25 protein-coding genes are annotated in these 25,748 nt (G+C 68.1%); 12 read left to right on the top strand and 13 right to left on the bottom strand.

The features are described from left to right. The first annotated feature begins 19 nt into the window (after positions 1–19). Positions 20–862, top strand: a complete 843-nt coding sequence (locus G6N64_RS12920) for an alpha/beta fold hydrolase (protein WP_163797423.1) — start codon at positions 20–22, stop codon at positions 860–862. Here G6N64_RS12920 and G6N64_RS12915 read toward each other — a convergent pair. The 3 genes from G6N64_RS12915 to G6N64_RS12905 are packed head-to-tail and all read right to left on the bottom strand — an operon-like array spanning position 841 to position 3,691. After that, a complete protein-coding gene (locus tag G6N64_RS12915) occupies positions 841–1,929 on the bottom strand; it encodes an adenosine deaminase (protein WP_163797422.1) in 1,089 nt (362 codons plus the stop codon). The two genes, G6N64_RS12920 and G6N64_RS12915, sit on opposite strands and share 22 nt — an antisense overlap. Next, positions 1,926–3,245 carry a thymidine phosphorylase gene (locus G6N64_RS12910; RefSeq protein WP_163797421.1) on the bottom strand — a complete coding sequence of 440 codons (1,320 nt, stop codon included), beginning with the start codon at positions 3,243–3,245 and terminating at the stop codon, positions 1,926–1,928. Before G6N64_RS12910 ends, G6N64_RS12915 begins: the two co-directional genes overlap by 4 nt. Then, positions 3,242–3,691, bottom strand: coding sequence for a cytidine deaminase (locus G6N64_RS12905; RefSeq protein ID WP_163797420.1), 450 nt, complete (start codon positions 3,689–3,691; stop codon positions 3,242–3,244). Before G6N64_RS12905 ends, G6N64_RS12910 begins: the two co-directional genes overlap by 4 nt. A gap of 210 nt (positions 3,692–3,901) precedes the next feature. Between G6N64_RS12905 and sdhC the strand changes: the two genes are divergently transcribed. The 4 genes from sdhC to G6N64_RS12885 all read left to right on the top strand — a co-directional run bounded on the left by sdhC (position 3,902) and on the right by G6N64_RS12885 (position 7,433). After that, positions 3,902–4,330 carry a succinate dehydrogenase, cytochrome b556 subunit gene (gene sdhC, locus G6N64_RS12900; RefSeq protein WP_163797419.1) on the top strand — a complete coding sequence of 143 codons (429 nt, stop codon included), beginning with the start codon at positions 3,902–3,904 and terminating at the stop codon, positions 4,328–4,330. A 77-nt stretch (positions 4,331–4,407) separates the two neighbouring features. Then, positions 4,408–4,827 carry a succinate dehydrogenase hydrophobic membrane anchor subunit gene (locus G6N64_RS12895; protein WP_163801712.1) on the top strand — a complete coding sequence of 140 codons (420 nt, stop codon included), beginning with the start codon at positions 4,408–4,410 and terminating at the stop codon, positions 4,825–4,827. A 36-nt stretch (positions 4,828–4,863) separates the two neighbouring features. Next, complete coding sequence (gene sdhA / locus G6N64_RS12890) at positions 4,864–6,645, top strand: succinate dehydrogenase flavoprotein subunit (protein WP_163797418.1); 1,782 nt, start codon at positions 4,864–4,866, stop codon at positions 6,643–6,645. 5 nt (positions 6,646–6,650) lie between these two features. Then, positions 6,651–7,433, top strand: a complete 783-nt coding sequence (locus G6N64_RS12885; protein WP_163797417.1) for a succinate dehydrogenase iron-sulfur subunit — start codon at positions 6,651–6,653, stop codon at positions 7,431–7,433. A gap of 89 nt (positions 7,434–7,522) precedes the next feature. On the opposite strand, the gene G6N64_RS12880 is transcribed toward G6N64_RS12885, so the two are convergent. Further along, positions 7,523–7,885: a hypothetical protein gene (locus G6N64_RS12880; protein WP_163797416.1), complete on the bottom strand. Its 363-nt coding sequence runs from the start codon at positions 7,883–7,885 to the stop codon at positions 7,523–7,525. A gap of 201 nt (positions 7,886–8,086) precedes the next feature. On the opposite strand from G6N64_RS12880, the gene G6N64_RS12875 reads away from it, so the two are divergent. Then, positions 8,087–8,683, top strand: coding sequence for a carboxymuconolactone decarboxylase family protein (locus G6N64_RS12875; RefSeq protein ID WP_163797415.1), 597 nt, complete (start codon positions 8,087–8,089; stop codon positions 8,681–8,683). Here G6N64_RS12875 and G6N64_RS12870 read toward each other — a convergent pair. After that, positions 8,619–9,557, bottom strand: coding sequence for a sigma-70 family RNA polymerase sigma factor (locus G6N64_RS12870; protein ID WP_163801710.1), 939 nt, complete (start codon positions 9,555–9,557; stop codon positions 8,619–8,621). The two genes, G6N64_RS12875 and G6N64_RS12870, sit on opposite strands and share 65 nt — an antisense overlap. Before the next feature lie 7 nt (positions 9,558–9,564). Then, positions 9,565–9,840: a hypothetical protein gene (locus G6N64_RS12865; RefSeq protein WP_163797414.1), complete on the bottom strand. Its 276-nt coding sequence runs from the start codon at positions 9,838–9,840 to the stop codon at positions 9,565–9,567. 6 nt (positions 9,841–9,846) lie between these two features. On the opposite strand from G6N64_RS12865, the gene G6N64_RS12860 reads away from it, so the two are divergent. The 4 genes from G6N64_RS12860 (at position 9,847) to G6N64_RS12845 (ending at position 14,655) form a co-directional block, all read left to right on the top strand. Beyond that, a complete protein-coding gene (locus tag G6N64_RS12860; RefSeq protein WP_163797413.1) occupies positions 9,847–10,740 on the top strand; it encodes an ankyrin repeat domain-containing protein in 894 nt (297 codons plus the stop codon). A gap of 110 nt (positions 10,741–10,850) precedes the next feature. After that, the gene (locus tag G6N64_RS12855; protein WP_163797412.1) at positions 10,851–12,368 is read left to right on the top strand and encodes an APC family permease; all 1,518 of its coding nucleotides are present in this window, start codon (positions 10,851–10,853) and stop codon (positions 12,366–12,368) included. 16 nt (positions 12,369–12,384) lie between these two features. Further along, positions 12,385–13,245 (top strand): universal stress protein, encoded by an 861-nt coding sequence (locus tag G6N64_RS12850; protein ID WP_163797411.1) that lies wholly within the window; start codon positions 12,385–12,387, stop codon positions 13,243–13,245. A 60-nt stretch (positions 13,246–13,305) separates the two neighbouring features. After that, a complete protein-coding gene (locus G6N64_RS12845) occupies positions 13,306–14,655 on the top strand; it encodes an NAD-dependent succinate-semialdehyde dehydrogenase (protein ID WP_163797410.1) in 1,350 nt (449 codons plus the stop codon). Between the two features lie 64 nt (positions 14,656–14,719). Here G6N64_RS12845 and G6N64_RS12840 read toward each other — a convergent pair whose 3' ends face one another. The 7 genes from G6N64_RS12840 to G6N64_RS12810 all read right to left on the bottom strand — a co-directional run bounded on the left by G6N64_RS12840 (position 14,720) and on the right by G6N64_RS12810 (position 22,936). Then, entirely contained in the window at positions 14,720–15,886 is a 1,167-nt protein-coding gene (locus G6N64_RS12840) for an aspartate aminotransferase family protein (protein ID WP_163797409.1), read from the bottom strand. After that, positions 15,883–17,421, bottom strand: coding sequence for an aldehyde dehydrogenase family protein (locus G6N64_RS12835; RefSeq protein ID WP_163797408.1), 1,539 nt, complete (start codon positions 17,419–17,421; stop codon positions 15,883–15,885). The genes G6N64_RS12840 and G6N64_RS12835 overlap by 4 nt, the downstream gene beginning before the upstream one ends. 11 nt (positions 17,422–17,432) lie before the next feature. Then, positions 17,433–18,608, bottom strand: a complete 1,176-nt coding sequence (locus G6N64_RS12830) for an NAD(P)/FAD-dependent oxidoreductase (protein ID WP_163797407.1) — start codon at positions 18,606–18,608, stop codon at positions 17,433–17,435. Positions 18,609–18,712: 104 nt separating this feature from the next. Then, on the bottom strand, positions 18,713–19,423 hold the full coding sequence (locus G6N64_RS12825) for a cache domain-containing protein (protein WP_163797406.1): 711 nt from the start codon (positions 19,421–19,423) through the stop codon (positions 18,713–18,715). Further along, a complete protein-coding gene (locus tag G6N64_RS12820; RefSeq protein WP_163797405.1) occupies positions 19,420–20,172 on the bottom strand; it encodes a FadR/GntR family transcriptional regulator in 753 nt (250 codons plus the stop codon). The genes G6N64_RS12825 and G6N64_RS12820 overlap by 4 nt, the downstream gene beginning before the upstream one ends. Positions 20,173–20,225: 53 nt before the next feature. After that, positions 20,226–21,575 carry a flavin monoamine oxidase family protein gene (locus G6N64_RS12815; protein WP_163797404.1) on the bottom strand — a complete coding sequence of 450 codons (1,350 nt, stop codon included), beginning with the start codon at positions 21,573–21,575 and terminating at the stop codon, positions 20,226–20,228. 26 nt (positions 21,576–21,601) lie between these two features. Further along, a complete protein-coding gene (locus tag G6N64_RS12810; protein WP_163797403.1) occupies positions 21,602–22,936 on the bottom strand; it encodes an extracellular solute-binding protein in 1,335 nt (444 codons plus the stop codon). Here G6N64_RS12810 and G6N64_RS12805 point away from each other — a divergent pair. Together G6N64_RS12805 and G6N64_RS12800 are read left to right on the top strand one after the other, a co-directional pair. Then, positions 22,930–24,624, top strand: a complete 1,695-nt coding sequence (locus G6N64_RS12805; RefSeq protein ID WP_163797402.1) for an ABC transporter permease subunit — start codon at positions 22,930–22,932, stop codon at positions 24,622–24,624. The genes G6N64_RS12810 and G6N64_RS12805 overlap by 7 nt on opposite strands. Next, the gene (locus tag G6N64_RS12800) at positions 24,621–25,748 is read left to right on the top strand and encodes an ABC transporter ATP-binding protein (protein WP_163797401.1); all 1,128 of its coding nucleotides are present in this window, start codon (positions 24,621–24,623) and stop codon (positions 25,746–25,748) included. The genes G6N64_RS12805 and G6N64_RS12800 overlap by 4 nt, the downstream gene beginning before the upstream one ends.

Below are 25,748 nucleotides of genomic sequence, written 5' to 3'. Positions count from 1 at the left end.
GCCATGGGTCTGCACCGGCATGACCATTACTGACGGCCTCGTCTCCCGCTCGATCGACGTCCCCGGCGCACGCCTGCACTACGAGGTGCGCGGCGCGGGACCGCTGCTGTTCCTCGTCGGCTCCCCGATGGCCGCGGCCGAGTTCGCCGCCATCGCGGACGCCATGGCCACCGACCACACCGTGGTCACCTACGACCCGCGCGGCTATGCGGGCAGTCCGATGGACGATCCGGACGGCCCGTCCACGCCGGACATCCGAGCCGACGACGTCGCAGCGATCATCGACGCCATGGGCGGCGGTCCGGTCGACCTGTTCGGCAGCAGCGGCGGCGCCGTCACCGGTCTGGCGCTGGTCACCCGTCACCCCGGCACGGTCCGCACCCTCGTCGCGCACGAGCCGCCGCTGACGGAGTTGCTCCCCGACGCCGCCGAGCAGCGCGCAGCCACCGAGGCGGTCATCGCGACCTACCACCGCGACGGGTTCCAGGCCGCGTGGGGACACTTCATGGCGAACGCCGGGTTCGACCTCCCCGACGGCGACGGCCCCGGCGCTCAGGGCGCTCCGGAACCCACCGGCGACCAGGCCGCCGAGTCGGCGAGATTCTTTCTGCACGACCTGTCATCGACGACGCAGTACGTGCCCGACGCCGAGGCGTTTCGGTCCACGTCGACGCGCGTGGTGATCGGCTTGGGCGTCGACTCGGGCGGGCTGCTGACGACGCCGACCTCGCGTGCGACCGCGGAGGCCATCGGCGCCGAGTTGGCGGAGTTCCCCGGCGACCACGGCGGCTTCATGGGCGGATCCCACGTCTTCGCCGACCGCCTACGCGACGTCCTCGGTCAGCCGACGAGTACCGCGTAACGGGGCTTGATCACGTCGTCGATGATCGCCAGGCGCTCGTCGAAGGGGATGAAGGCCGACTTCATCGCGTTGATCGTGAAGCGCTGCAGATCGGTCCAGCCGTAGCCGAACGCCTCGACCAGGTGGAGCATCTCGTGGCTCATCGTGGTGTCGCTCATCAACCGGTTGTCGGTGTTGACGGTGACGCGGAAGCGCAGCCGGGCCAGCCGGTCGAAGGGGTGCTCGGCGATGCTCGGCGCCGCGCCGGTCTGCACGTTGCTGCTCGGGCACATCTCCAGCGGGATCCGCTTGTCGCGCAGCAGCGACGCGAGCCGGCCCAGCTCGACCGTACCGTCCGGGTGCTCGGTCACGTCGTCGACGATCCGCACGCCGTGGCCCAACCGGTCGGCCCCGCAGAAGGCGATGGCCTCGTGGATAGACGGCAGGCCGAAGGCCTCTCCCGCGTGAATGGTGAACCGCGCGTTGTTGCCTCGCATGTACTCGAAGGCATCGAGGTGACGCGTGGGAGGGTAGCCGGCCTCCGCCCCGGCGATGTCGAAGCCGACGACTCCCCTGTCGCGGAACCTGACGGCGAGTTCGGCGATCTCGCGTGACCGCGCCGCATGCCGCATGGCGGTGACCAGGCAGCGCACGGTGATCGGCCGACCCTCGGCGGCTGCGGCCCGCTCTCCGTCGGCGAAGCCGGCGAGCACCGCATCGACGACGGCGTCGAGCGAGAGACCGCGGTCGATGTGCAGCTCGGGGGCGAACCGGATCTCGGCGTACACCACGGCGTCGGCGGCGAGGTCCTCGGCGGCCTCCCGGGCGACCCGGTGCAGCGCCTCGGCGGTCTGCATCACGCCGACGGTGTGCGCGAACGGTTCGAGGTAGCGGACCAGCGATCCGCTGTGCGCCCGGGTGCGGAACCACGTCGCGAGTTCGTCGACGTCGGTGGCGGGCAGATCGTCGTAGCCGATCTCGGAGGCGAGGTCGATCACGGTGGCCGGGCGCAGGCCGCCGTCGAGGTGGTCGTGCAGCAGCGCCTTGGGCGCCTTGGCGATGGTCTCGAGAGTCAGTGGTGTGGTCACGAGGTGATCCGATCGATGATGAGGGGGCCGACCTCGGGGGCCGGTTCGCCGGCGGCGATGACGCTGAAGCCGCCGTCGAGTTCGGCGACGGCGCCGCCGAACCGTTCGGGAGTATCGGTGTACAAGGTGAACAGCGCCTCTCCCGGGGCGACGGGTTCGCCGGGCCTGCGGTGGACGCGCACTCCCGCTCCGAACTGCACCCGAGCGCCCGGCGCCGAACGGCCCGCACCGAGCCGCCACACCGCTAGACCCACCGCCATCGCGTCGATGTCTCCCATGGTCCCACCGTGGGTGGCGGTGAGCGTCTCGGAGTGCGCGGCCGTCGGCAGCGGGCGGGCCAGGTCGCCGCCCTGCGCGGACACCAGCGCGCGGAAGCAGTCCATCGCCGTACCGTCGGCGAGGGTGGCGGCCGGATCGACGCCGTCGACGCCGGCGACGTCGAGCATCTCGCGGGCCAGCGCCAGCGTCAGTTCCACCACGTCGGCGGGACCACCGCCGGCCAGCACGTCGAGCGACTCGGCGACCTCGACCGCATTGCCCACCGTGTTGCCGAGGGGGCGGTTCATATCGGTGAGCAGCGCCCGCGTCGGCACGCCGTAGGCGTTGCCGAGGTCGACCATCGTGCGGGCCAGTTCGCGCGACTCGGCCTCGGTCTTCAGGAAGGCGCCCCTACCGACCTTCGAGTCGAGCACCAGCGACCGGGCGCCCTCGGCCAGCTTCTTGCTCATCACCGAACTCGCGATCAGCGGCAGTGACTCGGTGGTGGCGGTCACGTCACGCAACGCGTAGATCTTCCGGTCGGCCGGGGCGAGGTCGCCGGCGGCGAAGATCGCGGCGCCGATGTCCTGAAGTTGTTGCCGAATTTGGGCTTTGGAGATCTCGGCGGTGAAGCCCTCGATCGACTCGAGCTTGTCCAGCGTGCCTCCCGTATGTCCGAGACCCCGCCCGGCGGCCTGGGGGACCGCCGCGCCGCAGGCCATCACGACGGGGACCAGCGGGATGGTGATCTTGTCCCCCACACCGCCGGTGGAGTGCTTGTCGACCAGGGCCAGCGGCGTGCCGTCACGGCGTAGGTCGTCGAAGTCGAACCGCACGCCGGACCCGACCATCGCGGCCGTCCAGCGGGTGATCTCGGCGGTGCTCATGCCCTTCAGGAAGATCGCCATCAGCAACGCCGACATCTGCGCGTCGTGCACCACGCCGCGGGTGTAGCCGTCCATCACCCAGTCGATCTGGGCGTCGGAGAGGATGCCGCCGTCGCGCTTGGTGCGGATGACCGTCGGCGCATCGTGTGACTCGAACGCGAACTCCGTCATGGCTTTTGATCTTGTCCCAGGACCCGCTCGAGGTCGTCGGGCCCGAACGCGTCGGGCAGCAGTTCACGCAGTGGCCGCGGGCCGGCGGGGTGGTCGATCAGCATGTCCGGACCCCCGTGCTCGAGCAGCAGTTGGCGGCAGCGCCCGCACGGCATGAGCGCGGTCCCGACGGCGTCGACGCAGGCGAGTGCGACCAGCCGGCCACCACCACCGGAGTGCAGGCCGCAGACCACCGAACACTCGGCGCAGAGACCCAAGCCATATGAGACATTCTCCACATTGCACCCGACCACGGTCCGGCCGTCGTCGGTCAGGCCGGCCGCACCCACCGGAAAGTGCGAGTAGGGCGCATAGGCGGTCCTTGCGACTGCAACGGCCTTGTCCCGCAACGCGTTCCAGTCGATCCGTGTGCCGGCGGCCTCGCGCCGGCCGTGTTCTGAATCCATTCCGAAGCCCCCGTCTCGCGTGCTGAACGGCCAGATAGGCAACCCTAACTCGGACTCCGCCAGGACTATCCGGGCTTCCACGCTAGTTCTAAGAGAAGGACTTTTGGGATTAGAGTCGCGAGCAGGTAAGGGCTGGTAACGCAGCCGATTGAAGCACCCGATCGGCCGCCGCGCAGCCCACACGTCCACCGAAGGCGTTGGAGGTCGGGAATGAGCACAGCAACAACCGCGGATACCTCCCTGGAGGCACCGCGTTCGTCGCCGCGGAAGCGCAGGACGCTGTACCGAGGTGACCCCGGCATGTGGTCGTGGGTGCTGCACCGGATCACCGGCGCGACGATCTTCTTCTTCCTCTTCGTGCACGTCCTCGACACCGCCCTCGTCCGGGTCAGCCCCGAGGCCTACAACCAGATCATCGAGACGTACAAGACGCCGATCATCGGTCTGATGGAGGCCGGCCTCGTCGTCGCGGTGCTCTACCACGCACTCAACGGCGTCCGCGTCATCCTCATCGACTTCTGGCAGCACGGGCCGAAGTATCAGCGCAAGATGCTGTGGGTCGTCCTCGCCATCTGGATCGCGGGCATCATCGGCTCGCTCGGAGTGATCGGCATGCACATGGCGGAGCGTTTCCTGTGAGCGCGACGACGCGAGGAAGCGCCTCGGCGGAGAACCCCTACGACCACGTCAGCGAGCGGGGCGGCGCGGCACCGGTGATGCAGCGGAGCTTCGACCGCCCGGCCGGACTGGACAACCCGCGCGCGCCGCGCAAGCGCGGCGCGATGCCGAACTTCGAGAAGTACACCTGGCTGTTCATGCGGTTCTCCGGCCTGGTGCTGGTGTTCCTGGCGCTCGGCCACCTCTTCATCATGTTGATGTGGGAGAACGGCGTGTACCGGATCGACTTCAACTACGTCGCCGAGCGCTGGGCCTCCCCGTTCTGGCAGACCTGGGACCTGCTGCTGCTGTGGCTGGCGCAGCTGCACGGCGGCAACGGGATGCGCACGATCATCGCCGACTACACGCGCAAGGATTCGACGAAGTTCTGGCTGAACAGCCTGCTGGCGCTGTCGATGATCTTCACGCTGGTGCTCGGCACCTACGTGCTGTTGACGTTCGACGCGAACATCGCCTAGCGGGACGACGGAAATGCAACGGATGGAGTCGAGAACATGTTGATCGAACACCGCTACGACGTCGTCATCGTGGGTGCGGGCGGCGCTGGGATGCGCGCGGCCGTAGAGGCGGGCCCCCGGGCCCGCACCGCCGTGCTGACGAAGCTGTACCCCACGCGTAGCCACACCGGCGCAGCCCAGGGCGGCATGTGCGCCGCGCTGGCCAACGTCGAAGACGACAACTGGGAGTGGCACACCTTCGACACCGTCAAGGGCGGCGACTACCTCGCCGACCAGGACGCGGTTGAGATCATGTGCAAGGAAGCCATCGACGCGGTCTACGACCTCGAGAAGATGGGCATGCCGTTCAACCGGACGCCCGAGGGCCGCATCGACCAGCGCCGCTTCGGCGGGCACACCCGTGACCACGGCAAGGCCCCCGTCCGGCGCGCCTGCTACGCCGCGGACCGCACCGGTCACATGATCCTGCAGACGCTCTACCAAAACTGCGTCAAGCACGACGTCGAGTTCTTCAACGAGTTCTACGCCCTGGACCTCGTCCTGTCCGAGACGCCGGGTGGACCCGTCGCCACGGGCATCGTCGCCTACGAGCTGGCGACCGGCGACATCCACGTCTTCCACGCCAAGGCGATCGTCTTCGCCACCGGCGGGTCGGGCCGGATGTACAAGACCACCTCCAACGCGCACACCCTGACCGGCGACGGCCTGGGCATCGTGTTCCGCAAGGGACTTCCGTTGGAGGACATGGAGTTCCACCAGTTCCACCCGACGGGTCTCGCCGGCCTGGGCATCCTGATCTCCGAGGCCGTGCGCGGCGAGGGCGGTCGACTGCTCAACGCCGACGGCGAACGGTTCATGGAGCGCTACGCGCCGACGATCGTCGACCTCGCGCCGCGCGACATCGTGGCCCGCTCGATGGTGCTCGAGGTCCTCGAGGGCCGCGGTGCCGGGCCGAACAAGGACTACGTCTACATCGACGTGCGTCACCTCGGTGCCGACGTGCTCGAGGCGAAGCTGCCCGACATCACCGAGTTCGCCCGCACCTACCTGGGCGTCGACCCGGTCACCGAGCTTGTGCCGGTGTACCCGACGTGTCACTACGTCATGGGTGGCATCCCCACCACGGTGCACGGCCAGGTGCTGCGCGACAACAACTCGGTGGTGCCCGGTCTGTACGCCGCCGGTGAGTGTGCGTGCGTCTCGGTGCACGGCTCCAACCGGTTGGGCACCAACTCGCTGCTCGACATCAACGTGTTCGGCAGGCGCGCGGGCATCGCCGCCGCCAACTACGCGGCGGGGCACGACTTCGTCGACATGCCGGAGACGCCCGCCAACATGGTGACGTCCTGGGTGGGCGACATCCTCTCCGAGCACGGCAACGAGCGCGTCGCCGACATCCGCGGCGCACTGCAGCAGTCGATGGACAACAACGCCGCGGTGTTCCGCACCGAGGAGACCCTCAAGCAGGCGATGACCGACATCCACTCGCTCAAGGAGCGGTACGCGCGAATCACCGTGCAGGACAAGGGTAAGCGCTACAACAGCGACCTGCTCGAGGCCATCGAGCTGGGCTTCCTGCTGGAGCTGGCCGAGGTCACCGTCGCCGGTGCGCTGAACCGCAAGGAGTCGCGCGGCGGTCACGCCCGCGAGGACTACCCGAACCGCGACGACACCAACTACATGCGTCACACCATGGCGTACAAGGTGATCGACGAGAAGAGCGACTCCGACGGCGCCACCGACCTCCTGTCCGACATCCGGCTGGACTACAAGCCCGTGGTCCAGACCCGATACGAGCCGATGGAACGGAAGTACTGACCCACATGGCCCCTGTCTTGGAAGCTCCCGACAAGGTCGATCAGGCGGAGCCGCCCGTGCCCGAGGGCGCGGTGATGGTCACGCTGAAGATCGCGCGGTTCAACCCCGACGACCCGGACGGCGCGGGCTTCCAGAGCTTCCGCGTGCCCTGCCTGCCGACCGACCGGCTGCTCAACCTGCTGCACTACGCGAAGTGGTACCTCGACGGCACGCTGACGTTCCGCCGGTCGTGCGCACATGGCGTCTGCGGGTCCGACGCCATGCGCATCAACGGTGTGAACCGGTTGGCGTGCAAGGTGCTGATGCGCGACCTGCTGCCCAAGAAGGAGGGCAAGCAGCTCACCATCACGATCGAGCCGATTCGCGGGCTGCCGGTGGAGAAGGACCTCGTGGTCGACATGGAGCCCTTCTTCGACGCGTACCGCGCGGTGAAGCCGTTCCTGATCACCAGCGGCAACGAGCCGACGCGCGAACGCGTGCAGAGCCAGACCGACCGCGCCCGCTTCGACGACACCACCAAGTGCATCCTCTGCGCGTGCTGCACGACGAGCTGCCCGGTGTTCTGGAGCGAGGGCTCGTACTTCGGCCCCGCCGCGATCGTCAACGCGCACCGGTTCATCTTCGACAGCCGTGACGAGGCCGCCGCCGAGCGACTCGACATCCTCAACGAGGTCGACGGGGTGTGGCGCTGCCGCACGACGTTCAACTGCACCGAGTCGTGCCCGCGTGGCATCCAGGTCACCAAGGCGATCCAGGAAGTGAAGCGCGCGCTGCTCTTCGCGCGGTAGTCGGTACCTCGGCCTCCTCCGGCGAGCGTGCGTGTCTGCAGGCGACACGCCGGGTGCGAACCCGAGTTTTTGCACGCTCGCCGCTTTCCTCAGAAGGCGAGCTGCCACGTGATGAATTCGAGGATCGCGTACGGTCCCGCCGCGAGCACGACCAGCACCGCCGCGACGCCGACCGTCTTGGTCACGCGGCGGCTGAGTGCAGCCGCGATCGCGACGAGAGCGAGCACCGCTGCGACGATGCTCGAACCCGCAGCCAGTTCACCGGCCGATCCGTCGACGCCGGCGGGCAGTTCGCCGTTCTCGAATTTCGACGCATAGTGGGTGCCGCCGAGGACGGTGAACATCTGCAGGTAGGCGATGGCCATCGATGCCAACGCGCCGAGCGCCAGCATGTTCGCCGCCACGCCGCGTGAGTCCTCCGTCGACGTATCTGAGTGCAGTTCGAGGTCCATCCGTCGAGAATTGCGCGGCTGCACGGCGGCTGCATCCGTAGGACTACTCGATTTCGGCGCGCGAGCGTTCCGCGAGCGTGCGCGAACTTGGGATCGCGACCGGCGTGTTGCCCGCAGACACGCACGCTCGCCGAGAGAGGTGCTCGCCGAGAGAACCGCAGAGCCCCGTCACACGTTGGGCGGCTGCGTCGTCGGACCGGTATGACGCCACGACTGGAACCCCTGTCCCGCACCAAGGCCTCGCCGCTCACCCGGCTGCTGTGGTGGTACGCCAAGCGCCGGTTCGGCGAGGTGCCCGAGCCGTTCGCGATCTACGCGCACCACCGGGGGCTGATGGTCGCCGCCGCGGTCCACGAGGGGATGGTCGAGCGGGCGTCGACGGACCTGCCCGCCAACGTCCGTGAACTCGCGGTCTACCGGACCGCGCGCACCGTCGGCTGCTCCTGGTGCGTCGACTTCGGCGCCATGCTCATCCGGCTCGACGGCCTCGACGTCGACCGCCTCCAGCACGTCGACGAGTACGCGACCTCCCCGCTGTTCACCGACGACGAGCGTGCGGCCATCGCCTACGCCGACGCGATGACCACCGACCCGCACTCCGTCACCGACGACCAGGTGGCCGACCTCCGCCAACGGTTCGGCGAGGGCGGCGTGATCGAACTGACCTATCAGATCGGTGTCGAGAACATGCGCGCGCGCATGAACACCGCGCTGGGGATCGCCGAACAGGGTTTCAGCGCGGGCGACGCCTGCCGGGTGCCGTGGCCGGCCGATGCGCCGCCAGCGGGGACGCGCTGAACTTCTCCGGGTTCGCGACGTCCCAGATCGCGGTCACGAGGCCGTCGCGCACGGTGAGGGCCTGGATGTGCGGTTGCAACTCCGTCCACTCGCCGTCGGTGTGCGCCCGTTCGTTGTACATCCCGAGGTCCCCGTTGACGAGCGCCGGCCGGCCCACCTCGAACATCGCCGGGCCGTAGCGGGCGACGAGTGACATGACGAATCGGGCCACCTTCTCCGATCCGTGGATGACACGAGCCGCCGTGGGGGCCATCCGGTTCGAGTCGCCGGTGAACGTGACGTCGGGGTGTAGCAGCGCCACGACCGCGCCGACGTCGCCGGTTGCCATGGCAGCCAACAGCTTCGAGACGGTCTCGGCGTGGGAGGGGTCGCGGGCGGGCGGTGCCGCGTCGACCACGGTGCGGCGGGCCCGGGACGCCAACTGGCGTGCGGCCGCCGCGGTGGTGCCGAGCACCCCGGCGATCTCGGAGAACGGTACGGCGAACCCGTCGTGCAGCACGAACGCCACCCGCTGGTCCGGCGTCAGCCGTTCGAGCACCACCATGGCTGCGAACCGCGCGTCCTCGGCGGAGACGACCGCGGCGAGCGGATCCGATCCGTCCAGCGACGTGACGACCGGTTCGGGCAGCCACTCCCCCACGTACGTCTCGCGGCGGTGTGCGGCGGACTTCAGCCGGTCCAGACCGATCCGGCTGACCACGGTGGTGAGCCAGGCGCCCGGGTTGGTGATGCCGTCGCGGCCGTCGCCGCCCATACCGTGCCATCGCAGCCACGCGTCCTGCACGGCGTCCTCGGCATCGGCGAACGTGCCCGTCAGTCGGTACGCGACGGCGAGCAGGTGGGACCGCCACCGCTCGAACTCGTCGACCCCCATGGTCACCTCACCAGGGTAGTAACCGCCGGACGGCCATGCCCGCGGTCGGGGCGACGAGCCACCACGCCCACAGCCACCACGTCGCCCCGTCAAGCGTGGCCAACAGCGTGCAGACGCCCTGCGCGATCCAGAACGGCCCGCCGACGACGGCGAACATCAGACCCGTCGCGGCCATCCCCTCCCACCTGATCGCGGGATCGGCGCCCTTGCGGTCGCCGGCGAGCAGGACGGCGCCGGCCGCCGCGACGATCACCCCCAGCACGATCGCGGCGACGGTCATCATGGACGCATGGTAGGACTCGTCGAGTATCAGGAGGGCTACGCCGCGGTCGCGGTCTTCGTCGACGACGCGGACGGGACGCCGGCGACGCTGACCTTCCGATCGGACCTCGACGACGGCGGGCGGATCATCCGCGCCGAGGAGCGGCTGCCGGTGGCGGACTTCCTCGCCAAGGGACTCGGCCCGTGGCCGTGGTACGACCTCGGCGAACGTCGGCTCGGCGCACTGCGGGTCGTCTCGGCCCTCGGCGCGGACCCGCCACCGTGGCTGACCCCGCTCGAGCCCGACGCACTCGAGCTGTTCCGTCGCTCCGAACGCGGTGGCCCGTCGGTGGCCGACCTGCTCGACCGGGGCGACGACCCCGATCCGCTCGATCCGTGCGGCGGGACACCGCTCTGGTACGCCGTGCGCGCCCTTCGGCCCGAGGCCGCGGTCCTCCTCGTCGACGCCGGTGCCGACGCCGGCCGCGTCGTCGACGTGACGGCGCGTGGGGAGCGGACGACGACGATCCTGCACGAGATGGTCCGGCTCGGACGGACCGTCGCGCTCGACGCGGCCCTGGCACGTGGGGTGGACCCGTCGCCGCGCGACTCCGACGGCGCGACGCCGATGCACTGCCTCGACGACCGGTCCGACCACGTCGGCCCGCAGCTGGTCCGGGCACTCGCCGGCGCCGGCGCCGCAGTCGACGCCGCTGCGGCCGACGGCACCCGGCCGATCGAGGTCGCCGCCCGCCAGCTGCTGCCCGGCACCGTCGCGGCGCTGGCCGAGCTGGGCGCCGATCCGCAGCCGGGCCTCGACGCCCTTGTCGCGTGGTGGGCCGACGCGCAGAGGCACCACGCGTATCGCGCGAAGGAGGTGTCCGCCACGATCGCCGTCCTGCACGCGGCAGGCGCACGATAGCGGAACCAGCAAACCCGCCAATCAACGGAATCAGTTGCTGGGTTACCTCTGAGAAAACAAATCAGTGGTATCCACCCGCCGAAACGGACGTAACCGTATATTCAGCCACCATGGCAATCGCTGAACCGCCTGCGCCGCCGCTCGCGGCCGTCAACGGCAAGGGTCTGCAGGCGGGGGCACTCGGTCTCGTCGGCAACGTCGTCATCGGCCTCGCCGCCGTGGCACCCGCCTACAGCCTCGCGGCGACGCTGGGCTACGTCGTGCTCGCGGTCGGCGAGAAGGCACCCTCGATGTTCCTCCTGGCGTTCATCCCGATGCTCCTCGTGGCGTTCGCCTACAAGGAGCTGTCGCAGGACACGCCGGACTGCGGCACGACGTTCACCTGGGGCACGAAGGCCTTCGGGCCGTGGATCGGGTGGATCGGCGGCTGGGGTCTGGCGGTGTCCGCGATCATCGTGCTGGCCAACGTCGCCGAAGTGGCTGCCATCTACCTGTTCAAGTTCCTCGGCCAGGACGACCTGGCCGAGAGCCTGTTGGCGAAGGTCCTGCTCGGGTCGTTCTTCATCATCTCGATGACGCTGGTGAGCGCCCGCGGCGTCGCCGTGTCGGAGAAGATGCAGAACGTCCTCATCGCCATTCAGTTCGGCGTGCTGATCGTCGCCAGCATCATCGCGCTGGTCCGCGTGTTCACCGGTACCGCTGGGGCGCAGGCCGTCTCGCCGCAGCTGTCGTGGCTGTGGCCGTCGGGCCTGGACATGTCCTCGATCGCCGCCGCGATCATCCTCTGCATCTTCATCTACTGGGGCTGGGACGCCTGTCTCGCCGTCGGCGAGGAGACCAAGGATCCCGGCAAGACGCCCGGCATCGCCGCGGTCATCACCACGCTGATCCTGGTGTGCACCTACGTCCTGGTCGCCTACGCCGTCCAGTCGTTCGCCGGCTTCGGCGAGGTCGGCATCGGACTCAACAACCCGAACAACACCGACGACGTGCTGACGGTGCTCGGCAAGCCCGTCGCCGGGCCCATCCTGGCCTCGCTGCTGCTGCTGACGGTGTCGGTGTCGGCGCTGTCGTCGACACAGACCACGATCCTGCCGACCGCCCGCGGCACGCTGTCGATGGCGGTCTACGAGGCGCTGCCGAAGCGGTTCGCGAGCGTGCACCCCAAGTACATGACGCCGGCGTTCGGCACGATCGTGATGGGTTGTGCCGCACTGTTCTTCTACCTGGTGCTGACGTTCCTCTCGGAGAACGCGCTCGCCGACTCGGTGGCGTCCCTTGGCTTGGCCGTCGCGTTCTACTACGGCGTCACCGCCTACGCCTGCGTGTGGTACTTCCGCAGGACGCTCTTCACGTCGGTCCGAAACCTGTTCTTCCGCGGCATCTTCCCGCTGCTGGGTGCCATCGCGATGACGTTGGCGTTCGGCAAGAGCGCCTACGACATGATGGCGCCCGACTACGGCTACACCGCCTTCGGACCGATCGGCGGCGTGTTCGTCCTCGGCGTCGGCATGCTGGTGCTGGGCATCCCGCTGATGCTCGCGTGCTTCGCGTTCGGTACCAAGCGGTTCTTCCGTGGCGAGACGCTCAACGCCTCGACCGAGGTCAAGGTCCCGGACACCTACTGATCTCTTGGGAGAGACCATGCACCTGACCGTTGGCTACCTGGCCACCCCGACCGGCGACGACGGCGTCGCCCTGGCGACGGCGCTGGCCGAGACCTTCGACGCGACCGTGGACGTCCTGCTGGTGGTCCGCGAGGAACTCCCCGACGGCCACCCGGGCCGCGCCGAGTACCAGAACCTGCTCGTCGAACGCGGCAATACCTGGGCGGCGCAAGCGGTGTCGACGTTGCAGGCATCGGGCGTGACCGCGGCCGGCACCGTCACCGTCGGCGAGTCGTTCGCCGAGTCGCTCATCGGGTTCGCCGAGGAGAAGTCCTCCGACCTGATCGTCGTCGGCGGTGCCCGCGACGGCTTCTTCGGCGGCCACACCGTCGGCCCGGTCACCGGCGCGCTGCTGCACTCCTCGCCCATCCCCGTCGCGCTCGCACCGCGCGGGTACGCCGACGACCCCGACGAGGCCTTCGCCTCGGTGACCGCCGCGGTGCCCACGCGACCGGGCGACGACAATCCCCTCCCGTTCGCGATCACACTCGCCAGTGCGGGCGGGATCGGCATCCGCATGCTGTCGCTGGTGTCGGCGGAGAACCTGGCCGAGGCCGAGAGTGCGCGAGCCGTCCGCCAACTGCAGGTGACCGCCGCCGAGGAGAACCTCGTGCTGGCCGGGCGAGCGCTGCCCGATGCACCGGAGATCGAGTCGCTCGTCGCCGACGGCATGACGCTCGAATCCGCACTCAAGAAGCTCAACTGGGACGACGGCGACCTACTCGTCGTCGGATCCAGCAGATTCGCCGCACCGCGACGAATCTTTCTGGGATCGACGGCGGCGAGAATCCTCGCCGGCGTCGACGTCCCGGTCATCGTCATCCCCAAGGGCGAGTAGACAGGAGGGACGGGGCGCCGCGCGCGGCCCGTCCGTAACGACACGAGGAGTGAATTCGCAATGAGCACGTCCCTGTACGCGGTGGTCGACCCATCGACGGGCGAGTTGATCAAGGAGTACCCGACCGCCACCGACGAGCAGATCGAACAGGCCGTCGCCGCGGCCGCGAAGGCGCACCGCGAGTGGTCGCGCCCGTCGACGATCGCCGAGCGCGCCGCGCTGATCCGCAAGGTGGCCGAATTGCACACCGAGCGCAAGGAAGAACTCGCCAAGATCATCCAGCGCGAGATGGGCAAGCCGCTCGACCAGTCCATCGGCGAGGTCGAGTTCAGCGCTGCCATCTACGAGTACTACGCCGACCACGCCGAGAAGTTCCTCGCCGACGAGCCGATCGACCTGCTCGAGGGCGAGGGCTCGGCGCTGATCCGCCGTGGCTCGGTGGGCGTGCTGCTCGGCATCATGCCGTGGAACTACCCCTACTACCAGGTCGCGCGGTTCGCCGGGCCCAACCTGGTGCTGGGCAACACGATCGTGCTCAAGCACGCGCCGCAGTGCCCCGAGTCCTCGGCTGCGCTGCAGCAGATCTTCACCGACGCCGGCTACCCCGAAGGGGCCTACGTCAACGTGTACGCGACCAACGAGCAGATCGCCGAGGTCATCGCCGACCCACGCGTGCAAGGGGTTTCGCTGACCGGCTCGGAGCGGGCCGGTGCCGCGGTCGCAGAGATCGCGGGACGCAACCTCAAGAAGGTGGTGCTCGAACTCGGCGGCTCCGACCCGTTCATCGTGCTGTCCGCCGACGATCTCGACGAGACCGTCGACGCGGCGATCGACGGCCGCTTCGAGAACACCGGGCAGGCGTGCAACGCGGCCAAGCGCATCATCGTCGCCGAGGACATCTACGACGACTTCCTGGACCGGTTCACGAAGAAGGTGCTGCAGAAGGCAGACGGTCTCGCACCGCTGTCCTCCGTGGGCGCGGCCGACCGGCTCGACGAGCAGGTGAAGCGGGCCGTCGACGACGGCGCGACCCTGGTGTCCGACGGTCAGCGCAACGGCGCGTTCTTCCCGCCGGGCGTGCTGACCGGCGTCTCCCCCGACTCGCCGAGCTACCGCGAGGAGCTGTTCGGTCCCGTGGCGACGGTGTTCAAGGTGGCCGACGAGGACCAGGCGGTCGAGCTGGCCAACGACACCCCGTTCGGCCTGGGCTCCTACGTCTACACCACCGACGACGAGCAGGCCAAGCGCGTCGCCGACAAGATCGAGGCGGGCATGGTGTTCGTCAACGCCGTCGGCGCCGAGGGCGTCGAGCTGCCGTTCGGCGGGGTGAAGCGGTCCGGCTTCGGCCGCGAGCTGGGACGCTTCGGGATCGACGAGTTCGTCAACAAGAAGCTGATCCGCATCGCCTAGGTTGTTGCTGCTGCGAGACCGGTGGGGCAAAAATTGCCCCACTGGTCTCGCTGCGCTCGGCGCCTCAGGACGTGTGTCGGCCGAGGGTGGCGACGACGCGGCGCGCCACGAGGTCCACGTCCTCGTCGGTCATGACGGTGGACAGTGCCAGCAGGCCGTTGGTGCCGGCGAGTACACCGGCCTCGTAGAGCTGCCACCACGTCGACGTCGGGTCGTCGACCATCAGGCGCAGGAGGGACCCGCGTCCATTGACGCGGATCCCCGCGTCCACGAGCAACATACGTAGGTCGTCACCCCTGGCGTTGAGTGCCGCGACATCGGCCTCGCCGTACCTGCTCATGGCGCTCAGCCCTGCGGCCATGGTGATGGGATTCGCACTGAACGTGCCGCCCCACGACACCGGACCGTCCCCGAGGGGGCTGAACGCCGCCAGCACCTCCGCGCGTCCGCCGACGGCCCCGACCGGGTATCCGCCGCCGATGATCTTGCCGAGCGACACCAGATCCGGGACGACTCCGTACGTCTGGTGTAGGCCACCGACACCGAGCCGGAAGGAGATGACCTCGTCGATCGCCAGCAGCGCGCCGAAGTCGGTGGCCAACCTCGCTGCGGCAGAGGCGAACTCAGTCGACACCGGAGTCAGACCGGCGCGATTGGGCATCAGGTCGAGGAGCACGACGGCGACGCGGTCGCCGTACCGGCTCATGGCCCCCTCCAGTGCCGACACGTCGTTCTGCGGCAGCACGATCGACGCCTCGGCGACACTCCTGGGTACGCCGGGTGCGTCCACCGGCACGACGCCATCGTAGGTGCCGTGGTAACTGCCCTCGAACCGGACGACCAGGTCACGACCGGTGTGCGCCCGCGCGCCGCGGATCAGCATCATCACCGCCTCGGTACCCGAATTGCAGAACCGCCACTGCTGCAATCCCGTCCGCGCCACGAGCAGCTCCGCGAGGTCGACCTCGTAGGTCGTCGGGAGGCCGAAGGCGGTGCCCTTGACTGCCGCCTCGGCCGTGACGGCGAGGATCTCCGGGTCCGCATGGCCGTGGATCAGCGCGGTGTAGTTGTTGTTGCAGTCGATGGTCCGGTGGCCCGCCGTGTCGACGACGGTCGCCCCGTCACCCACGGCGGCGTACGGGGGGTGGGGTGTCACGAACAGCGTCGAGCGGGTGTTGCCGCCGGGGATGACTCGTGCCGCCCGTTCGAAGACCTCGTCGGCGAGGGTCATCGGGCCGAGCTGATGGTGCGACTCTGCTCCCGCATGAAGCCGGGCAGGTACCACGGCCCCAGACCGCCCTTGCCCGAGGAACCGCTCGCCTTCCACCCGCAGAAGGACTGCAGACCGGGCCACGCACCGGTGGTGGCACCCTCGCGTCGATTGACGTAGACGACACCCGCGTGGATCTCGTCGAGGAATCGGTCGACCTCCTCGGTGACGCCGCTGAAGATCCCGGCCGAGAGTCCGTAGTCGACGGCGTTCGCCTCGGCCAGCGCCTCATCGATCCCGTTCACGGCGGTGACCGTGACGACGGGCGCGAACAACTCGTCCCGTGTCTGGCGATGGCCGCGCGGTAGACCGGTGACGACGGTGGGCGACACGAAGTGACCGGGCCCATCCGGGCACGGCGTGCTGATGATCGTGGCGCCGTCGGCGCGCGCCGTTGCCAGCTCCGAGTGGACCCGGGCCGCAACGTGTTCGTCGATCACGGGCCCGACGAACACGTCGGACGACGCAGGATCCCCGACGACGATCTGCTCGATCCGGGAGGCCAGGCGAGCGACCAGGTCGTCGTGTACCGACCGGTCGACCACCACACGCCTGGTCGCGCTGCACTTCTGCCCCGAGAACCCGAATGCCGACCGGACGATTCCCTCCACCGCGTCGTCCAGGTCGGCCGTCGCCATCACGATGGCCGGATTGCTGCCACCCATCTCGGCGAGGACCGGTTTGGCGTAGGCGCCGGCGGACAGCGTACGAATCAGACCCCACCCCACCGCCGCGGACCCCGTGAACGCCACGCCGTCCACGTCGGCCGCGGTGAGCATCCGTCCGGTGTCGGCGCCGCCCTGGATCACGTTGAGGACGCCGTCGGGAAGCGACGCCGCCAACAGCTGCGCCGCGAGGGCCGTCGACCGAGGAGTCTTGTCGGATGGCTTGAGCACGACCGTGTTCCCGGTCACCAGCGCAGCCGCTGCCATGTTGACCGCCAGCGCGACGGGAAAGTTGAAGGGTGCCAGCACGGCGAACACCCCGTAGGGCCGCAGTACGTCGGTCGTCGTGTCCGTCGCGGTCGGCCGCAGGGGTGTCACGAAGCCGTCGCGGGACTCCATCTGGGCGCAGTAGTGCTCGATGAGGTCCGCCGACTCCTGCGCCTCCGCAAGGGCCTCGATGCGAGACTTTCCGGTCTCCGCGGAGATCGTGGCCGCCACGTCCACCGCGTTGTCGACGAATCGAGACTTGGCCGCACGCAACGCCGTCACCCGCTCCGAGAACGGCAGTGCCCGCCAGCCCCTGGCTGCGGCCCGTCCCGCGGCCACCGCGTCGTCGACGACCTCCTTGCCGGCAGCGTGTGCTCGAGCCACCACCCTGCCGGGGTCCGCGGGATCCCGCCGCTCGAACACGTCTCCCTCGTGGCGGTCACCGCCGCCGACGACGTGGCCGAGTGGGGTGTCGACCCCGGCGCGACTGGCGGCCAAGGCCCGCTCGAAGTCCCGGTCGAGTCCCGGCTCCAGCGAGGTACTTCCGTAGTTCAGCGTTGTCATGAGGGGGCCTCTCAGGAGATGGGTCGGGGTGGCGTATCAGCGGTCAAGCGGTCGGGAGCCCACGTCCGGCTCCACGCGAAGGTCGGTCGTGCCTCGAGGACGGCCTCTGCCGCGACGAGCCCGACCGCGGGCGCGAGTTGGATCCCAGATCCACCCGTCCCCAGTGCGCAGACGACCGTGGGTTGGTCGGGATGACGCCCGACGACGGGCCGATGATCCGGGCTCATCGGGTAGATGCCCTGCCAACTGCCGCTGACGCTCAGATCGTCGACCACGTGCAGTCTTTCGGCCATCAACGTCAAGACGCGCTCGATCTCGTCGTCACCGACTCGTCTGAGCTTGACGTCGGGTGACACCGGCTCGTGGACACCCTCGTCGGTGTGCAGGCCCGCGATCAACTGACCGGCGCGCTCCGACCGGAAGTAGACGCCATCGGTCCCGGAGTCCGGCACGTAGTCCATCACGAACGGGAGGAGCGGTTCCACCGGATTGCGCAGATCCATGGTGACGGCGCCGTGCAGTTGCGGGTGCAGCGGTGCGGGCGCGCCGAGCAGGTCTCCCACCCGAGCGGCCCAGGCGCCGGCGGCGTTGACCACCACATCGGCCTCGAACCTGCCCCTGGTGGTGTCGAGGCTCCAGCGTCCGTCGGATCCGAGTGTCGCGCCCAGGAGTTCGTTGTTCACCGACACGCGACCACCTCCGCTGGTGATCAGTCGGGCCGCGATCGTGCAGAACTCATAACCGTCGATATGGCCGTCGGATGCGCCGAACAGGCCTCCGACCCGATCGTCGGTGACGAGTTGCGGCCACCTGCCGGCGATCTCATCGGCCGAGAGGACGTAGGCGTCCGTCACGCCGAAGCCGCGTTGCACGTCGACGCTCTTCTCGAACGTTTCGAGATCGGTCCGGGATGAGCCGAGGCGCAGGTACCCGCACGCGGAGAACTGCAGACCGTGCTCTGCTGAGACGGAGTCGTAGTACCGCCGCCCGTAGACCCGCGCCTCGATGTCGTCGGCTCGGAAGTACTGCGTCTCCACCATCCCGACGGAACGTCCCGAGGAGCCCTCACCCGGATGGGAGCGCTCGATCACGTGCACGTCACCGACACCGCGACGAACGAGTTCCAACGCGGTAGACAGCCCGAGAACGCCACCGCCGACCACGATCACCGATGGGGTGGTACTCATTTCGCCTCCACGAGAATGTGATTCGAGCGACCGACGTTGCGGTTCACGCACACGCCGGCACCCGGCCAGTAAATCCTATAGTTCAGTTGTTTTACTGGCAAGTGTCATCGACCGAACCGCACGACCGACCATCCGTAGCCCGACACCGGATAGCGTCTCGTCGACGGGAGGTCGGGTTCGTCACGCGCAGCGCGCGGCCGGATCGGTAGCCCGGTGCTCAGTGAGGGCTCCGTCGAGACGACGACGCGGTCCGATTCGTTGACGAGCGCCAGGGGCGCGGAGATCTCGGCCATCTCGGCGGTCAGGGACTCGATGAAGCGACGCACGTCGACGTCCACGGCGATCACACCCAGCAGGGTGGAGTCATTGGACACCGGTAAGGACACCGTTACCGTGTAGTCGTCGGCTCCCCAGGTGTCGATGAACGGACCGGACAGGGTCGGCGCCCCGGTGTCCTTGGCCGCCGTGAACCAGCGCAGCGCCGCGTAGTCGTAGAAGCTTTCTGACTCCGGGTCGACGCTGTGCGTTCTCTCCGCAATGGATCCACCCCGGCGAACCCACCACACCATCGCCGGAGCGCGGACCGGATCGGCGTACTCCACGGCGTATCCGGCGCCGGCAAGAGAGCTGCGCGTCGCCTCGCGCATCAGCAATTCCCTCGTCACGGCGGCAAAGTAGTCGAAGTCGGAGGCCGCAGGGGGTACGCCGGCCGCAACGTCGGTCAGGACCTCGACCACCGCGTCGATCCGTCGCGCCACCGACGCGGTCAAGACCTTGATTGCCGCGTCCGCGGTGCCACGACGACTCGTATTCACTTCGCCACCTTCGTACCGGTCTTCCGTCTTGCCAATTCGAGTGCCACCTCGACGCCCGCCTGGCGCACCGCACGACCGGCGTGCACGCGGTCACCGTCGCCGATGGCGCCCAGCAGCGCTTGGTGTCGCCGAACGACCGCCCTACGGCACGTGACGTTCTTGTAGGCGACCGACAGCAACGGGCCGTAGTCGATCACGCAGGCGACCGTCGCTCTGGTCAGGCGCACGGATTGGGAGGCGGCCGCCATCGCGATATACAACCGCCCCTCGTTTCGTCGCGCCGCCGCCGAGTCCCGTGCCCGCTGAAAACCCAGGACGTGGTTCGCCATGACGTCGACCTCGTCGTCGGACGCCCGCTCTGCGCTGAGCGAGGCGGCAGCCTCGGCGAGCGAGATCCGCCAGTCCGCCAGATCTCGCAGGTCCACCAGCGACATGCCCTCGAGCTGTGAAAGACCGTGCGCAAGCGGGTCGTAACCGTCCCGGCGGACGAAGCTGCCGCCCGTGCGGCCACGCCTGGTCTCAACCAGACCTGCTTCACGCATGAGGCCCAGCGCATCACGCAGGGTCACCGGGGACACCCCCAGCTGGCCGGCGAGTTCCGTCTCCGGAGGCAGTTGTTCACCGTCCTTGAACACGTCGAGTGCCACCGCGTTGCGCAACCGATCGAAGATCTGCTGCGTTCGACCACCGTGTTCAAGCGGGCTGAAGATCACCTCGCGCAGAATGTCCGAGGTCTGCGGTACCGCCATCGGCGAACAACCATTTCTCGTGTCGGGGCCCGGGTCAGTAGTGCCGGATCGGCTCAGTGACCGAGTATGTCCAAGACCTCTTCCGCGGCCAGACCACCGGTGTGCAGCGCGCCCTCCACACCCAGTCGGGAGTCGTAGTCCGAGCCCGCGAACGTGACCCGTCCGAGCGGATGTCTCGCCGCGGGTCGTACGGACGTCTGCCCTGGCCTCAGATAGCTCCACGTTCCGCGGGAGAAGTCGTCGCCCGCCCAGTCGTGCCACGCTACGGCGTCGACCGTGATGCCGGGTACGTACTGCCGCAGCGCCTTCTCCACGGCAGCGTGGTCGGTAAGGTCGAGAATGCCCGGCTCGGAGGTGAATCCGACGACGATGGCCCTGTCGCCATCGTGGAACGTGGTCGACGCCGTCGCGAAGCCACCCTCCGGGGGGATGCCGTGCGCGTAGAAGGGTTCTGGGCAATCGTGGACGAACACGGTCGCCTTGTCCGCTTGGGCCGCCACGCCCTGATCGGCTAGCAGACGCAGTTCCGGCGAGACCGCCGGCGTGAAGTGCACGCTCGAGAGCACCCCGATCGGCAACGCACACACCGCCGCGTCGACAGTGATCTCACCGGCGCTCGTCTGCACCCGGACCGCGTCTCCGTCGCCGGTGACCGCCGAGACCCTGGTGTTCAAGAGCACGTCAGCGCTCGAGTCGCTCATCACGGCCGCGTGCAGTGCGCCCGTTCCGCCGGCGAGTTGCGGACCGAGCGTGCGAGCCATGGGTGTGTCGTAGGGCGCGGCGAAGAAAGTGGCCGCCATCACCGACCCGCTCTGGGCGATGCCGTGCAGCAACGGAAGCGCCGACGGCACGTTCCACGCATCGCCGGCCAGCGTCACGATGTGCGCTGCGAACAGTTCCCGCGTGTGCGGCCCCAGTGCCAGGTCCTCGAGCAGCATGGGCCACGGCACGTCTAGGTCGGCGACGTCCTGCTCCTCGAGGGGCCGCTGGGTGTCGATGCGCGACGCCAGCTGCGAAAGTCTGACGACGAGGCGTTCGAGTGACGCCAGCTCGTCCACTGGCACCGGCATCGATCCGACCCGTCGTTGACCGCCCGACAACCAGATCAGCGTCGTGTCCTCGAGCGATCCCCACTCGAGCGCGAGCCCGTGCCGATCGATCTCCCGCCAGGTCAGCGGATAGCTCGGACGGTCGAGCATGAATGCCCCACCCCACTCGACGGCGTGACCGTCGAAGAAGTCGTCCTGCGACCACATCCGACCGGCGAGCCGGTCACGCGCTTCGACGATCAGCACCCGCAGGCCGGCCTGCGTCAGCCGGCGAGACGCCGTCGCGCCGGCGAAGCCGCCACCCAGGATGGCTACGTCGTACCGGCCGTCGGGCGCCTCCACGAGACGATGCATGCTTCTCCCTCTCAAATTGAGACTGATTACCTGGACTGAAACGCGGCCAACGCATTCGACACCGGATCGAGGTTCTCGGCGTAGTACTTCGCGTCCTCGCTCACCGTGCCGGCACCGTCGGTGTTCTGCTTCGACACGACGTAGGGCTGAACCTGCGGGTCGTACGCAGAGGCGCTCAGGTCCTTGATCGCCGTGGTGTAGGTCGTGCGGTTGACGAATCCGATCTGCCCCTCCCGATCGAGGAGCCACATCGCCATCGCCGCCTGGCCCACCTTCGCGCTCGGTGCACCCTTGGGCACCGCGAAGTACGCCGCCGTGGTCAGTCCGCCGTTCCAGGTGAACTCCAACGGGAGCTTCTGCTTGACGATCGCGTCGTAGATCCGCCCGGTCCACACCATTCCCATGGCGCACTCACCGTTGTTGAGCAACTGCAGCACCGTCGAACCGGACTCCCACCACACGATGTCGTCCTTGATGGTGCCGAGCTTGGCGAGCGCTCGGTCGACGTCGAGTGGATAGACGTCCTGCGGCGCGACCCCGTCTGCGAGCAACGCGACCTCCAGTGTCCCGCCGCTCACCGGGTACTTGTACAGGCAGCGCTTCCCTGGGAAATCCTTGGTGTTGAACAAATCTGCGGACGAAGTCGGCTTCTTGCCACCGAGGGCCTTGGTGTTCCAGACCAGCACGGAGGCGTTGTCCTCGACCCGGATGCCGAACTGGTCGACGCTGGCGCCGTCCATGTCCTCGACCGGGACGATGCTGGTATCGATCGGTTCGAGCAGTCCGGCGTTGGCAGCTTGGAAGTACTCGCCGCCGGTACCGAACTCGATGAGGTTCCACGGCACGTTCCCAGCCTCCGCCGCTGCGCGGAACTTCGTCGACGTGCCGTCGGTGAACTCGGCTTGCGCCGGCAGACCCGTCAGCGCGGTGAAGTCCTTCCACACGGTTTCGTTCTTGGCATCAGTCGTCAGACCTCCCGAAGAGTCGTACCAGGTCAACGACCCGGACAGGCCCTGAAAGGTCGATTCAGGAAACACCGCGGGATCGAAGGCCCCCGCGGCTCGTTCCGGCGCTTGGGAATTGCCGCACGCGATGGCGGCGGCGCCGAAGATGGCCACGGTCACGGCCGACGCCGTTCGCCTGATCTTCGCTCTTGACATGACCGCTCCTTTGGGCAAGGTTGTTTTAACCGATCGAACTGTATCTTTAATCTGGCCCACGTCAAGAGGAAAATGTGAGAACTGCCACGGCCGCTCCCCCAGACGCCGGATCGGAGCCACCTCGCGAGCCGACTGAACCGCGAACGACGTTGTCCAGAAACCGGTTTCGATCGCACGGCTCAGTCGCCACCGTCGTGTCACTGGCAGTCCTGGCCGCCCTGTACGGAGTGTTCTTCTTCTGGCCGCTCGTCAGCATCGCGCTACGCAGCCTCAGCGCGGACGGTTCCGTGTCCTACCGCCCCGCGGACTTCACACTGGACAACTACGTCAGCCTGTTCGCCGATGCGCTGCTGCGTGACGTACTGGTCAACACCGTGATCACCGCGGCCGTGTCCACTGTGGTCACGTTCCTCCTGGCATTCCCCACCGCGTACCTCATGTCACGCCTACAGCGGTCCATGTCCACGGCCCTGTTCATGATGGTGCTGCTCCCCTTCTGGGTCTCGATCCTGGTGCGCCTGTTCGCCTTCCTGGAACTGTTGTCGTCCAACGGTCCCGTCAACGGCGTCCTGGAGGCCATCGGTGTCGGACGTCAACCGCTTCTGTTCAACGCGACCGGCACCGTCATCGGCATGGTGAACTACCTGCTGCCGTACATGATCCTGGTGCTGTTCGCCGCCATGAGTGGCGTCGACCCGAACCTGACGCGGGCGGCCAAGTCACTCGGGTGCAGCAGTCGGCAGGCCTTCACGTCGGTGTACCTGCCGCTGATCCGCGCGTCGATCGTCGGGGCGCTGCTGCTCAACTTCATCATCGCGACCGGCTTCTTCCTCACCCCCGCCATTCTCGGTGGGCCGCAGGACGTCACGATCTCCACCTACATCGCCACGCAGGTGCAGAACTACCGGTGGGGCCCCGCCAGCGCGTTCGGCGTGGTCCTCCTGGTGGCCACCTGCATCGGCTTCGCCGCCGCGGGCCGAATGACCGGTCTGACCGCAGGGTCCGGCATCTCGATGACGTCTGCCAAGGGCGTGTCGCGACAGGCCGCGATGCCCTTCGGGCCGGCCAAGGTCGGTTTGTGGTCGGTCACCGTTCTGGTGATCGCGTTCCTCTTCGCGCCCATCGCGTTCGTCTTCCCGCTGTCATGGGGTGTTGACGCGACGATCGCGTGGCCGCCGCGCGGCTTCACTCTCGACTGGTATCACCTTGCACTGACCGACCCAATGTGGACCGCTGCACTGCAGAAGAGCGTCACGGTGGGACTCGCCGTGGCCGTCCTCGCCGTGATCCTGGCCGTCTTCATCGCCCGGTGGATCCGCACGCTGGACGGCCGTCCCCGCGTGCAGTCCACGCTCGTCAGCATCGTCTACCTGCCCGTGATCGTCCCCGTGATCCTGCTCGCCATCGGCACCTTCGACGTGCAGAACCGTATCGGCGCACTCGGCACGTGGTGGGGACTGGTGCTGGTCGAAACCGTACTCGCACTTCCCTTCACCTATCTCGTGGTCGCCGCGGCGCTCAACAACGTCGACCCGAGCCTTGAGAAGGCGGCATGGACCATGGGTGCGAGCCGCGTCTACGCACTACGAAAGGTGGTGATCCCCACGGTCATCCCGGCCATCACCGGAGCTGCGCTGCTAGCGTTCATCAGCTCCTGGGACGAGGCCGTCGTCGCCCTCTTCCAGACCAGTTTTGACAAGACGTTGCCGGTCAACTTCTACGCCTCGCTCAAGAGCGGATCGAGCCCGGTGATCGCCGCCATTGGAGCGATGCTCATGCTCCTCGTCCTCATCCTCGGCGCCGCCTTCCTCCTCATTCAGGTCGTACGGTCCCGCCGTGCCGCGACGTCTGCACCTACGAGCCCCGAACCTGCGAAGGAACCGAGATGACCGCGCGACTTCACACCGCCGAGTTCACGCCCACCGACGAGGCATTCATCGAGATCCGGAACTTGCACCACGAGTACGAGGGCGTCACGGCACTGGACAGCGTGTCTCTGGACGTCCGTCCCGGGGAGTTCGTCACGCTGCTGGGTCCGAGCGGATCGGGCAAGAGTTCACTTCTGCACATCCTTGCGGGCCTGATCGAACCCACCTCCGGCACGATCACGATCGACAAGCGCGACATCACCAGGCTGCCCCCGCAGAAGCGCGAGATTGGCTTGGTCTTCCAGAACTACGCGCTCTTCCCGCATCTCACCGCCAGGGAGAACATCCGGTTCCCCCACGACGTGCGCAAAACTGCGGATTGCGACGCCACCGAGCGCGTCGCCGAGGTACTCGAGCTGGTCGAACTCACCGCGCTGGCCGATCGTCGGCCCGATCAACTCAGTGGTGGACAGCAGCAAAGAGTGGCGGTGGGCCGCGCGATCTCCTCGGTGCCGAAGGTGCTCCTGCTCGACGAACCCCTCGGTGCGCTCGACCGCCGGTTGCGTCAGCAACTCGGACGGGAGATCCGGCGCGTGCAGCGGGAAACCAACATCACCACGCTGTACGTCACCCATGACCAAGAGGAGGCGTTCACCATGTCGGATCGCGTCGTGGTGATGAACCACGGCGAGATGCGACAGATCGGCTCACCGGAGGAGGTCTACACCGCGCCTCGCGACTCCTTCGTCGCCAACTTCGTCGGTGAGGTCAATCAATGGCCGGCCGGGATGACATCGGGCACCGGTGACACTGCGACAGTGGACGTGGCGGGCAATGCCGGCTTTCGAGCCCGGTGTGGTCAGGACGTGCACGGCGGTGACGCTCACCTCGTCGTGATCGTGCGACCCGAACGGGTGTGGGTGTGGCACCAAGGCGACCCCGCGCCCAGAAGCGACGTTCAATTAGTCGGCTCCGGTGCAATAGTCGAATCGACCTTCCTTGGCAACAGCCGCAGCGTGGTGGTCGAATCCGAGCGGCTCGGGCGGATCACGGCGCTGCTGTACGACGGTGAGGAGCCTCGCGATCCAGGAGCGCGGGTGTCGTTCGGCTGGGAAGCCAGACACGCCCTGGTGATCCCGGAATAG

The sequence above is a fragment of the Mycolicibacterium sediminis genome (genome assembly GCF_010731735.1).
GTDB lineage: Bacteria > Actinomycetota > Actinomycetes > Mycobacteriales > Mycobacteriaceae > Mycobacterium > Mycobacterium sediminis.
Note: the sequence above shows the minus strand (reverse complement) of the source record. Positions and strands in the feature narration are given on the sequence as shown.

Bases quoted from the DNA above. Each gene is read 5' to 3' on its own strand.
- G6N64_RS12920 (WP_163797423.1), top strand. From the start codon at position 20: ATGACCATTACTGACGGCCTCGTCTCCCGCTCGATCGACGTCCCCGGC.
- G6N64_RS12910 (WP_163797421.1), bottom strand. From the start codon at position 3,245: ATGACGGAGTTCGCGTTCGAGTCACACGATGCGCCGACGGTCATCCGC.
- G6N64_RS12905 (WP_163797420.1), bottom strand. From the start codon at position 3,691: ATGGATTCAGAACACGGCCGGCGCGAGGCCGCCGGCACACGGATCGAC.
- sdhC (WP_163797419.1), top strand. From the start codon at position 3,902: ATGAGCACAGCAACAACCGCGGATACCTCCCTGGAGGCACCGCGTTCG.
- G6N64_RS12895 (WP_163801712.1), top strand. From the start codon at position 4,408: ATGCAGCGGAGCTTCGACCGCCCGGCCGGACTGGACAACCCGCGCGCG.
- sdhA (WP_163797418.1), top strand. From the start codon at position 4,864: ATGTTGATCGAACACCGCTACGACGTCGTCATCGTGGGTGCGGGCGGC.
- G6N64_RS12885 (WP_163797417.1), top strand. From the start codon at position 6,651: ATGGCCCCTGTCTTGGAAGCTCCCGACAAGGTCGATCAGGCGGAGCCG.
- G6N64_RS12880 (WP_163797416.1), bottom strand. From the start codon at position 7,885: ATGGACCTCGAACTGCACTCAGATACGTCGACGGAGGACTCACGCGGC.
- G6N64_RS12875 (WP_163797415.1), top strand. From the start codon at position 8,087: ATGACGCCACGACTGGAACCCCTGTCCCGCACCAAGGCCTCGCCGCTC.
- G6N64_RS12870 (WP_163801710.1), bottom strand. From the start codon at position 9,557: ATGGGGGTCGACGAGTTCGAGCGGTGGCGGTCCCACCTGCTCGCCGTC.
- G6N64_RS12865 (WP_163797414.1), bottom strand. From the start codon at position 9,840: ATGATGACCGTCGCCGCGATCGTGCTGGGGGTGATCGTCGCGGCGGCC.
- G6N64_RS12860 (WP_163797413.1), top strand. From the start codon at position 9,847: ATGGTAGGACTCGTCGAGTATCAGGAGGGCTACGCCGCGGTCGCGGTC.
- G6N64_RS12855 (WP_163797412.1), top strand. From the start codon at position 10,851: ATGGCAATCGCTGAACCGCCTGCGCCGCCGCTCGCGGCCGTCAACGGC.
- G6N64_RS12850 (WP_163797411.1), top strand. From the start codon at position 12,385: ATGCACCTGACCGTTGGCTACCTGGCCACCCCGACCGGCGACGACGGC.
- G6N64_RS12845 (WP_163797410.1), top strand. From the start codon at position 13,306: ATGAGCACGTCCCTGTACGCGGTGGTCGACCCATCGACGGGCGAGTTG.
- G6N64_RS12840 (WP_163797409.1), bottom strand. From the start codon at position 15,886: ATGACCCTCGCCGACGAGGTCTTCGAACGGGCGGCACGAGTCATCCCC.
- G6N64_RS12835 (WP_163797408.1), bottom strand. From the start codon at position 17,421: ATGACAACGCTGAACTACGGAAGTACCTCGCTGGAGCCGGGACTCGAC.
- G6N64_RS12830 (WP_163797407.1), bottom strand. From the start codon at position 18,608: ATGAGTACCACCCCATCGGTGATCGTGGTCGGCGGTGGCGTTCTCGGG.
- G6N64_RS12820 (WP_163797405.1), bottom strand. From the start codon at position 20,172: ATGGCGGTACCGCAGACCTCGGACATTCTGCGCGAGGTGATCTTCAGC.
- G6N64_RS12815 (WP_163797404.1), bottom strand. From the start codon at position 21,575: ATGCATCGTCTCGTGGAGGCGCCCGACGGCCGGTACGACGTAGCCATC.
- G6N64_RS12800 (WP_163797401.1), top strand. From the start codon at position 24,621: ATGACCGCGCGACTTCACACCGCCGAGTTCACGCCCACCGACGAGGCA.